This is a genomic window from Bacteroides sp. AF39-16AC, assembly GCF_003602735.1.
GTDB classification, from domain to species: domain Bacteria; phylum Bacteroidota; class Bacteroidia; order Bacteroidales; family Bacteroidaceae; genus Bacteroides; species Bacteroides uniformis.
Window position 1 is genome coordinate 1 of the sequence record NZ_QTLN01000047.1, and the last position, 8,750, is coordinate 8,750.

14 protein-coding genes and 1 pseudogene are annotated in these 8,750 nt (G+C 52.3%); 7 read left to right on the top strand and 8 right to left on the bottom strand.

The features are described 5' to 3' along the window. The 7 genes from DW039_RS20020 to DW039_RS20050 all read left to right on the top strand — a co-directional run. Window positions 1–267 (top strand): Cas9 inhibitor AcrIIA9 family protein (locus DW039_RS20020; RefSeq protein WP_243635055.1); only part of this gene is annotated, 267 nt, incomplete at its 5' end. Next, window positions 264–1,529, top strand: coding sequence for a PcfJ domain-containing protein (locus DW039_RS20025; protein WP_004310303.1), 1,266 nt, complete (start codon window positions 264–266; stop codon window positions 1,527–1,529). The genes DW039_RS20020 and DW039_RS20025, both read left to right, overlap by 4 nt. A gap of 24 nt (window positions 1,530–1,553) precedes the next feature. Further along, a complete protein-coding gene (locus tag DW039_RS20030) occupies window positions 1,554–1,811 on the top strand; it encodes a hypothetical protein (protein ID WP_005827305.1) in 258 nt (85 codons plus the stop codon). A gap of 31 nt (window positions 1,812–1,842) precedes the next feature. Continuing rightward, complete coding sequence (locus DW039_RS20035) at window positions 1,843–2,061, top strand: DUF3873 domain-containing protein (RefSeq protein WP_008770680.1); 219 nt, start codon at window positions 1,843–1,845, stop codon at window positions 2,059–2,061. Then, window positions 2,001–2,306 (top strand): hypothetical protein, encoded by a 306-nt coding sequence (locus tag DW039_RS20040; protein WP_004310302.1) that lies wholly within the window; start codon window positions 2,001–2,003, stop codon window positions 2,304–2,306. The genes DW039_RS20035 and DW039_RS20040 overlap by 61 nt, the downstream gene beginning before the upstream one ends. A 53-nt stretch (window positions 2,307–2,359) precedes the next feature. Beyond that, the gene (locus DW039_RS20045; RefSeq protein ID WP_004310301.1) at window positions 2,360–2,668 is read left to right on the top strand and encodes a hypothetical protein; all 309 of its coding nucleotides are present in this window, start codon (window positions 2,360–2,362) and stop codon (window positions 2,666–2,668) included. Between the two features lie 116 nt (window positions 2,669–2,784). Next, complete coding sequence (locus DW039_RS20050; protein ID WP_004310300.1) at window positions 2,785–3,006, top strand: hypothetical protein; 222 nt, start codon at window positions 2,785–2,787, stop codon at window positions 3,004–3,006. A 62-nt stretch (window positions 3,007–3,068) separates the two neighbouring features. Here DW039_RS20050 and DW039_RS20055 read toward each other — a convergent pair whose 3' ends face one another. The 8 genes and pseudogenes from DW039_RS20055 to traK all read right to left on the bottom strand — a co-directional run. Continuing rightward, a complete protein-coding gene (locus tag DW039_RS20055) occupies window positions 3,069–3,596 on the bottom strand; it encodes a glycoside hydrolase family protein (protein WP_005827312.1) in 528 nt (175 codons plus the stop codon). Next, window positions 3,593–4,099, bottom strand: a complete 507-nt coding sequence (locus DW039_RS20060) for a DUF3872 domain-containing protein (RefSeq protein WP_032595742.1) — start codon at window positions 4,097–4,099, stop codon at window positions 3,593–3,595. Before DW039_RS20060 ends, DW039_RS20055 begins: the two co-directional genes overlap by 4 nt. Next, on the bottom strand, window positions 4,099–4,998 hold the full coding sequence (locus DW039_RS20065; protein ID WP_004310298.1) for a toprim domain-containing protein: 900 nt from the start codon (window positions 4,996–4,998) through the stop codon (window positions 4,099–4,101). The genes DW039_RS20060 and DW039_RS20065 overlap by 1 nt, the downstream gene beginning before the upstream one ends. A gap of 8 nt (window positions 4,999–5,006) precedes the next feature. Next, the gene (locus DW039_RS20070) at window positions 5,007–5,582 is read right to left on the bottom strand and encodes a conjugal transfer protein TraO (RefSeq protein ID WP_032588474.1); all 576 of its coding nucleotides are present in this window, start codon (window positions 5,580–5,582) and stop codon (window positions 5,007–5,009) included. 2 nt (window positions 5,583–5,584) lie between these two features. Continuing rightward, entirely contained in the window at window positions 5,585–6,643 is a 1,059-nt protein-coding gene (gene traN, locus DW039_RS20075; protein ID WP_032588475.1) for a conjugative transposon protein TraN, read from the bottom strand. A 69-nt stretch (window positions 6,644–6,712) separates the two neighbouring features. After that, complete coding sequence (gene traM / locus DW039_RS20080) at window positions 6,713–8,068, bottom strand: conjugative transposon protein TraM (RefSeq protein WP_032595739.1); 1,356 nt, start codon at window positions 8,066–8,068, stop codon at window positions 6,713–6,715. Then, window positions 8,049–8,357 (bottom strand): TraL conjugative transposon family protein, encoded by a 309-nt coding sequence (locus DW039_RS20085; RefSeq protein WP_004308924.1) that lies wholly within the window; start codon window positions 8,355–8,357, stop codon window positions 8,049–8,051. The genes traM and DW039_RS20085 overlap by 20 nt, the downstream gene beginning before the upstream one ends. A 6-nt stretch (window positions 8,358–8,363) precedes the next feature. Further along, window positions 8,364–8,705 (bottom strand): annotated as a pseudogene (gene traK, locus DW039_RS20090) (conjugative transposon protein TraK); the annotation flags it as partial. Window positions 8,706–8,750: the final 45 nt, after the last annotated feature.

Sequence of the window (8,750 nt, forward strand, 5' to 3'; positions counted from 1 at the left end):
AATCTAATTGGGATAATAGTGCTTATCAAAACTTGTGATAACCACTACTATGACGAGAACGAGATTGAGGTGGGCAAGCCTATCCAATGCCAAGTGGCGGTGAACCACATTGTGGAACTCACGGCAGAGGAAAAAGCAGAAGCACGTCAGCAGGCAGTCCGCAGATACCAAGACGAGGAACTCCGCAAGTTGCAGAACCGCACCAAGCCGACAAAGGCGAAAACAGAAACCCAAGTTCAACCCTCATTATTTGATTTTGGCTTATGAAACCGAGAAACAAATTTGAAAAAGCAGTTCTTGCCCAAAGCAAGAAACTACGCCCGATAACCCCGATACAGATAAATTGGGCATTCCGTAATTGCGTGGAGCATTATGCACACCGCTTGCCGAAAGGTCGTACCACTTGTATGGATTGCGGTCATAGTTGGGTAATGACGGAGCAGACCGAGCATTGTACGTGTCCCGAATGTGGAGCAAGTTTGAAAGTCTGCCTCACCTATCAGCGCAAGGTAAGACAAAAGCAGTATTTCACAACCCTTACCACAAGCGGAGAATACCAAGTGCTACGAATGTTCTTGCTTGTCGTGGGTATGGAGAAAGGGGTTAATGCCAAGTCCTATGCCCTTGAAATCGGGCAGTATTGGTGGAATGAACAAGGGCGTAAGGCTGTTGTTGCCATTCCACGCACATTGGGATGCTACATCGACACGTTCTCATTCGCTTCTCCTTTTGCTATCCGCAATGACAATGAAGCGTACCGCCATATCTCATATTCCCCGATATATCCAAGATATAAGGTGTTGCCGACGCTCCGCAGAAACGGCTTTAACGGCAATTTCCACGACATTGTACCCACCAAACTAATACCGGCATTATTGTCGGACAGCCGTGCGGAAACGCTGTTGAAGGCAGGGCAATATCCCATGTTGCGCTACTATCTGTACCACTCTTTCAATATTGGAGAGTATTGGGCTTCAATCAAGATATGTATCCGCAACGGCTATACTATTGAGGACGGCTCAATGTGGCGTGACACCATAGACCTCCTGCGTCATTTCGGCAAGGACACAAACAGCCCGAAATACGTTTGCCCTGCCGACCTCAAAGTTGAACACGACAAGTTGGTGGCAAAGCGCAACCTGCAAAGGAAACATGAGCGGACTGAACAGCAACGCAGGAAAGCGATTGAGGACGAGAAACAATATCTGAAAGCTAAGGGCATATTCTTCGGACTTGCCTTTACCGACAGCCTTATTTGCGTCAAAGTCATAGAGAGCGTGGAAGAAATGGCAGAGGAAGGAAGGACGATGCACCATTGTGTGGGCGGTTACCACAAACGAAAAGACTCCCTTATCCTATCCGCCACCATTGACGGAAAACGAATTGAAACGATAGAGGTGTCACTAAAAACTTTTGAGGTGGTGCAGTGTCGTGGCGTATGCAACGAGAACTCCGAATACCACGACCGCATCATCGCCCTTGTGAACAAGAACGCCAACCTTATCCGCCAGCGGATGAAAGCGGCATAATATCGACATCTAACAACTAACATTATGGAAGTAAGATTTGAAAGCATGGTTTTCCTATGGGATGATAAAATCCCCACGATGTTCCTTGAATTTATGAACCTCCTCACTCTTTGTCAGAGTGAGGAGCAATTAAGGGCGAGCGTCAAGGACTTTGCCGAGAAACACGAACTTGACAAGTTCTTCCTTTACGGCTTCGGCTCTCATCATTTCTACCTGCACCAACGCTACACGAGCGACCCCGAAATGGTGATGCAACACAGAGTGCTGTCTGTACATTTCTAATCATCTAAATAACAACGACTATGGCAACAAAATGACAATTAACGGAGTAAGCACCTGCCAATCGGCAGGAACGGAGAACTACGAGAAATTCCAAACGGGTATCGACAGACGCAAACGCACCCTTGTGCAATACGACTACCGCCACACGGACGGGGAACTTTTCTCTTGTGTCAAACCCACATTAGACGAATGTCGAGCCGCACGGGACAAGTGGCTAACGGCAAAGGAAAGGAAGGAGGAGAAGCGATGAACGAAGCAGGCTACCAAACGCTGATAGTCAAATTCAGCGAACCCATTACGGCATTGGACGGCATCTTTGACGATGCCGAAGCGTGGGGAGTTGATACCCTAAAGGGGTGGATAGACAGCTATGAAAGCAGCCGTTTCACTGCCATTGACAGCCATACGGCAGTCATCACGAGCGAGTATAGCATGGAATGTCTGAAAGAGTGGCTGGAAAAATGCACACCCATAACCGAGAAAACAGAATTTTGAACATTGGGGCGGTGTCCGCACCGCCCGAACCATAAACCTAAAAGACAACGGATATGATAGCAAAGACAATTTTAGAGCAGATTGGCGGCAGACGCTTTGCCGCCATGACGGGAAGCAAAGACTTCACAGACATGGGCAACGGCTTGCGCATGAGCCTTGCGAGGAACAAGACCAGTGCCAACCGCCTTGACATCATCTATGACGGAGGGGCAGACCTATACAATATGCGTTTCTACCGCAAGACGTTCAGCAAAAAGACATTCGAGAGCAGGACGAAGGACATTGAAACGCACGAGGGGATATATTGCGATATGCTGGAGGAAATGTTCACGATGGTAACGGGACTTTACACCCGCTTTTGAGGGGTGGGCGGCAAAAGCCGCCTACTTTCTTTCATGAGCATGATGGCGGATAAGAAAGTAGGCAAAGAAACCTTTGTACCAATCTACGATAGTATTCACAAAAACAAGTTTTAATCATGGAAACAATCAGACAGAACGGAAAAACCATCTTGTACAGCAACGACGGCATAAGCATAAAGATGGTTTTCAAGAACCTTACGGGCAGGAATTTTCAAGGTCAGGAATATACAGACTATATCCGGCATATCGCAATCGGCAGCATGGGATTTTCACCCGGTATCATAGAGCATTGCAGGGACGGTGAGGTTGCAGGCAAAGGGACAATCCCGAATGTATGAAAACTGAAACTCCGATGAAGTTGGCGGCTTCATCGGAGTTTCTTTCGTCAGACACTTATTCTTTATGGTACATACAGCAGCGCAAACTCAGCCTTCCTTCGTTTGAGCAGCATGGCGTGGCGTTTCCCCTTATAGTTACAGAAAGCGATATACTCCCGGTAGATGTTCCTGTCACCCGCCTCCAGCTTTCGGATTAGCGTGCTTTTGGGTATCTTCCCACTCCCCAAAAGACGGTACGGACCGACATTGTAGGCGAGCGTGGCAAGCAGAAGCGAATCCTTCCCGAACTGCTGGAACATCGCGCAGAACTTCCGCAGGTCTTTTCGCAGAAGCGCGTCCGCCTGCCGCTTCGTCATGGTGCGTGCCGAATACCTTTCCCCCGGCTGCAACCGATGTCCATATCCTACATACGGGTGATGTTTTTCCGAATGCCAGCCCTCAAAATACTTCGTGCATCGCACCGCCCTCTCAAATGGTGGCAGCCGGTAGATAGCCGCCTGCCCGTCCGTTCCCTCATGGCGTCTGTTCCGTGCGGACACGGAACAGACCGCCAGAAGCGAACAGAGGATAGCCATGAATACACGCATCATCGTGTAAAGGGCTTGAAGTTCCCGATGGGGACAACAGTGATAACCCCGTCATCCTTCACGTTTCGGTTGTTGAAGTCAAATTCCAACTCATAGGAGTTGCCGAAATTGTCCTCCACTACCACGATGAAGTTGTGCGCCTCGTCACCTTGCGCCGTGTAGTACAGCCGGAACTTCTCGTTTTCGAGCAGGTAGCGGTCATTGGGCAGGAAAGTGATGCCGTTGTCCATTTTCAGTGTGCCCTCACCCTCGAACTGGAAATACCGGATGGTATAGAGGGTATTGGCGAAATCGCCCGTTTTCTTCAGCTCACAGCGGATTTCCACCGTCTGCCCCTTTGTGACCTTGTTCGGCACGGGCATGGTTTCCACCGTGAAGGGATAGGATTGCTGGATGTCCATATCGTCGTCGCACGATACGAATGTGAATGACACTGCGGCGAACAGGCAGAGTGCCAACGCCTTGAAGATTGATGTTCTCTTGTTCTTGTTGTTCAGTATGTTCATTATTCTTTGATTTTTAGATTGTTGTTCTTTTGTTGTTTTCTTGATACTTGTTGCAGGTACTCGTTCAAGTCCTTGCAGCCTTGATAGATGCCGGAACGGTCTGTCACCTTTCCTCCGTAGCGTGTCCGCAGGGCTTCCATTGCCCTGCGTCCGGCTTCGTCTCGGTCGAGGTAACAGTCGATGCGCTCGTACCCGTCCAGATGTTTCAAAGCCTTTTCCACGTTGGCGACGGAGTTCAGCACAAGGCAGTCACCCGTTGCCAAACCGAGCGTGACGGCGGACAGGAAGTCCATAAAGCCCTCGAACACGCTGCACACGTCCGCCGGGATGTCCCCCGCCTTGACCAGCGACACGTCCTTTGGTGGTACGCAACCCTTGAAACGGCGGCTTCGGGTTTCATAGCCGCCCGACACGTTCGGAAAGCCGACGGCAAAGTACCGCTTACCACGCACGCCGTAGTTCAGGCGGCAGCAGTGGCGGGATGCAACGGCATAAGGGATGCCTCTTTCCTTCAAATACTCCGTCAGCGGAGAGCGGAGCAGCGGGACGGCTTCCACTCCCTCAAAGGCAGGTTCGGACGGTTCCGGCAGGTACAACGGCTTTTCTGCTGCGGCAAGCGGCATACGGGCGGTTTCCGCTATGAATCTCGCCTGCGCCATGAAATCCCCGCTTCGGGTAAACTCCCCGACAAGCGTGAAGATGTCGCCGCCCTTGCCCAAGCCGAAGTCGTACCAGAGCTGTTTCGCCACGTTCACACGGAAGGAGGGCGTGCGTTCACTGCGGTATGGCGCACGATACCACAGCTCGTTTCCGCTCCTTCGGACAGGCTCATGTCCCAGCCGTGCGAGAAAGTCCGCAATGGGTATCTGCCTCATATTCTCAATGTCCGTCCGTTCCATGCGACGTGTCAGTTGATGATTATCTTGACGCCCGCCCCGAACTGCGTATGGAACTTCCGTGTGTCGCCACCCCACAGCAGGCGCTCCCGGAGGTTGGCGAGCAGGGCGATACGGTCAGCCACGTAAAACTCCACATCGAGCGTCAGCGCACCGCCGTAGATGAAGGCGTCCCGGTCATGGAGCGTGGAGCCGTCATGCAGCACTTTCTCGCCCCAATTCACCGACTCATATCCGGCGAGAGCCGAAGCCCCCGCATAGACGAACACTATTTTACGGGCGTCGGAGAGTATCTTGAAATAATAACCGCCCTCCGCCGTGAACTGCGCCACAGGTATGGCGGTATCCTTGTACGGGTTGTTCTTCAAGAGGTATTCGCCACCGAACACCCACTTGTTACCGTTCTTCGTGTAGGTGGAGAGAGCCGCCCCGAAACTGTAACCGCCATTGTTGCCACTTAAACGCATACCGTCCACAAGGTTAGCTCTCAATTCGATGCCCTGCATCTTCGGCAGGCATCGCTGGGCGTGCGCCTGCCCCGTGAACAGGGCAAGCGACACGATGATTATTGCGATGTACTTTCTCATGGTCAGCGCACTTGAAGTTCGTTGATGGTATTGGCACGTACCAAGTCCTCGTTTTCAATCACGAAAGACTGGTGACGCCCCCCGTTCTTCTCGTTGAGTTCCACCACGAGGCATTTGTCGTCGGGAATGGTGAACTTCGCCATCGTGAATACCGTGCGCTCGCTCTTCTTGCCCGGCACGAGTGTGGCGTAATTCTGCGCACGGAGCGGCAGGATAATCTGCTCCTGCACGGCGGTACGCTTCGCCACCTTCTTGTCCACGATTTTCCATGTGATGTAGTCCACATCGAAAGGCACGTTGCTCTGGTTCTTTATCTCCGTGTGGAAATAGAGTAACCCATTATGCGTGTAGATACCTTTCAGCAGGTACTGGATGCCGAATCGCTTGCAGCCGATGTGCTTCACCTCACGCTTGTTCTGCTTGTGGATGGACTTCATGATAAGGCGCACCAGCATCGGGCTTTCGCTGCCCAGTTCCTTCAGGTAGATTTCCTGCGCGTTGTTCGGGCGGTTCACCTTCTCGCCGTCATGGATGAAGTCGCACATCTCCACGTTGAGAAGCAGCGGTTCGGAGGCGTACTTCACGTTAAAAGTATAGAAACTCCCGTCCTCCGTGATTACCGACATATTGGTTTCGTTCGGGAAGTTACGCACGGTAGCTTTCACGCGGATGACGTTCTCCGCTCCGTCGGCTTTACCCGCAATCAGGTCGGGCGAGCCTAAATCGACGTAGCGCACCTCCGAGGGGAAAATGACGTGGACGGTCTTGTCGTAGGTCACTTCCAATCCGTGCGGGGGAACCATGCGGTCGAAGGTCAGCTTCTTTGTCAGCCCGTGATACAGATCGCCGTCCGCCTCCTTCTGCGGATAGACCTCCTTTGTCAAGGTCGGTTGTTGGCTTTGCCTTCCTCCTCCTTGCGAGGCATAGTCAAGCGAGCTTGTCTCTGCTCTCGCTTCGTTCGTCGGTTCACTTCCGTTGTTCTCTCCAACGGTTACGTTCTCCTGCGCGTTGGCAGTTATGATGCCCATAGCGAGGGCAAACATGATGATTACTTTTTTCATTCTACTTTGGATTTTAGTGGTAAATAAAAATTTGGTTGTTGTTTTTTTAGTCGTTGATTGTTATTGTTTTCAATCTCTGTCCTGATATAGCATGACCTTGTATCCGGATTTCAGATGCACCTTGACGGTACGCATCTTCTTGGCGATATACTGGCTCGTGCCTTGTATCAGCCCCTTGCCCAAGTCGGAGGCGAGCTGCGCCCCTGCGTTGGTGGAGATATTAATGCTGCTGCCCAGCGAGCCGCCCATGTTGGCGGCAACCTCCCTGACGGCGTTCATCTCCATCGAGTTTGGAATGAAGATGCCGGGCTGTCCGTCCGTGTCATACACCGCCAGTTCTACCGGGATAATCGTACCTGCGTACTCCAGCGAAGTAATTTCAATATCGAGTCGTTCGCCCTGAATCTTTGCCGTGCCTACCACCACTGCATTGCGGGGTATGATTTTGTCCGCCACTGCCATCGGCTCCAGCAGCCGTAATCTTACCGCCTGCCCGTCAGTCACACTCTGCGCCCCATAGACACACGCCGATATGGTGTTCCTGTCCGATACAGTCGTGACACCCACCGCCGTATTGAAACTGCGGTTGCGCTCCTGCGAGAAGGAGGCGACAAACTCAGCGTTGCTCATCGGCTGTGAGAGCGAAGATACCACCTGATGCGTTACCTGCCTGACAGGTGCAGCCGTGTTCTTTCCGGCTTTCTGCACGGGGTAAGGCTCTGCCGCCTGTCCGACAGGTGGCTGTGTGCCGTTCTGCCCGCCCATGTACTTCGCCGCCAGTTCATAGGACTTCTCCATGAGTGCCACTTGGTCATCCATAGCGGATGCCTTGCCTTTCTCGGTTTCCAGTTCCGATTCCAGCGAGGCGATACGCTCTAACAGTTCGTCCATTTCCGCGTTGTCGTTCTTCGGCTGCTCATAGAAGTTGCCGAGCGTGGTATTGAGGTCGCGGTAGGCAGCTGCGGAGGATTGGATGGTTTTCGGAGCGGATGATTTTGCTGTTGCATCTTCCGCATTTCCGGGATTAGCAAGGTCGAAGTCCCTGCCGCCGTCCGTTTCCGCCACCTCGCGGTCGAACATATCGCCCAGTTCCTGCATGGCGCGGCTGCGGTTCTCCTGCCGTTCCTCCATTGCTCCCTGTTCGTAGGCTTTCGCCTTGTCGCCGATGATCTGGCGGTTCGCCTTGTCAGCGTCGGGCATTTCGATGTTGTAACCACCCGTTCCCGGTTGCTGCTCCTTGTCGGAAGACGGGGCGAATATCAGCCACATAGCACCGATGAATACCAGCACTATAGCGGGCAGCACTATCATTTTCTGACGTTTCAGCCTTTGGGCTTCGGTCAGCGGCTTGCGCTCCTTCTTCGGTTTCCCGTTGTCGGGAGCCGCCTTGTTCTCGTTTTTAGGTTCATTCTTCGTCTGTTCCATATAAATAAGGTATTACATTATGATTGTTGTCCGGCTTTATGGACAGTTCCACCTGTCCGGCATGGTCTGTTACCATCCGGCTGCCGTCATTCCTGCCGATTTCATAGACGGCTTTGCCGAAGGTGTAGAGGGCAAGCACCGCAAAGGCGGCGAGCATCGCCAGCACGATGCGCCTGCGTGTCTTCGGGGGCAAACCGTCCAGATAGCCTTTGAGCCTTGCCACCAGCATTTTCTTTTTGTCGTGGAGCTTCCAGTACGCACGCCAAAATGATTTTTTGATTTTCTTCATGTCCGTTTACCTTTTGATGGTTTGTAAATCCTTGTTCTCGATGATGGTGAATCCCTCGATGGTGAAACCGTTGGGATTGTCGTCCGAACGGGACGAGTTCAAGAGGCGGCACGTAGTCACGAGGCTGCGCTCGGTGACGTTGCTCTGCCGGATGATCTTCTGCGTGGCGTAGGTCACGGCACGGTAGGGATAGCCGTTGAAATCGCACACCACGCTGTCCACCTTCAACACCTGATTGATGTTCCCGGCGATGATGCGGTTGTAGTACCCCTTCTCGGCAAAGTCCGAATAGTAGTTGTACACGCTTTTGTCCGCTAATAGCAGGGCGCGTTTCACGTTATGCTGTAGCTAACACTTGAAAAGGGACCCGGAACAACATTTAAAAAGTGCCCC

Coding starts and splice junctions, on each gene's coding strand:
- DW039_RS20060 (WP_032595742.1), bottom strand. CDS start 4,099: ATGAACATACTGAACAACAAGAACAAGAGAACATCAATCTTCAAGGCG.
- DW039_RS20085 (WP_004308924.1), bottom strand. CDS start 8,357: ATGAAGAAAATCAAAAAATCATTTTGGCGTGCGTACTGGAAGCTCCAC.
- DW039_RS20050 (WP_004310300.1), top strand. CDS start 2,785: ATGGAAACAATCAGACAGAACGGAAAAACCATCTTGTACAGCAACGAC.
- DW039_RS20055 (WP_005827312.1), bottom strand. CDS start 3,596: ATGATGCGTGTATTCATGGCTATCCTCTGTTCGCTTCTGGCGGTCTGT.
- DW039_RS20035 (WP_008770680.1), top strand. CDS start 1,843: ATGACAATTAACGGAGTAAGCACCTGCCAATCGGCAGGAACGGAGAAC.
- DW039_RS20030 (WP_005827305.1), top strand. CDS start 1,554: ATGGAAGTAAGATTTGAAAGCATGGTTTTCCTATGGGATGATAAAATC.
- DW039_RS20040 (WP_004310302.1), top strand. CDS start 2,001: ATGTCGAGCCGCACGGGACAAGTGGCTAACGGCAAAGGAAAGGAAGGA.
- DW039_RS20070 (WP_032588474.1), bottom strand. CDS start 5,582: ATGAGAAAGTACATCGCAATAATCATCGTGTCGCTTGCCCTGTTCACG.
- DW039_RS20025 (WP_004310303.1), top strand. CDS start 264: ATGAAACCGAGAAACAAATTTGAAAAAGCAGTTCTTGCCCAAAGCAAG.
- DW039_RS20045 (WP_004310301.1), top strand. CDS start 2,360: ATGATAGCAAAGACAATTTTAGAGCAGATTGGCGGCAGACGCTTTGCC.
- traN (WP_032588475.1), bottom strand. CDS start 6,643: ATGAAAAAAGTAATCATCATGTTTGCCCTCGCTATGGGCATCATAACT.
- traM (WP_032595739.1), bottom strand. CDS start 8,068: ATGGAACAGACGAAGAATGAACCTAAAAACGAGAACAAGGCGGCTCCC.
- DW039_RS20065 (WP_004310298.1), bottom strand. CDS start 4,998: ATGGAACGGACGGACATTGAGAATATGAGGCAGATACCCATTGCGGAC.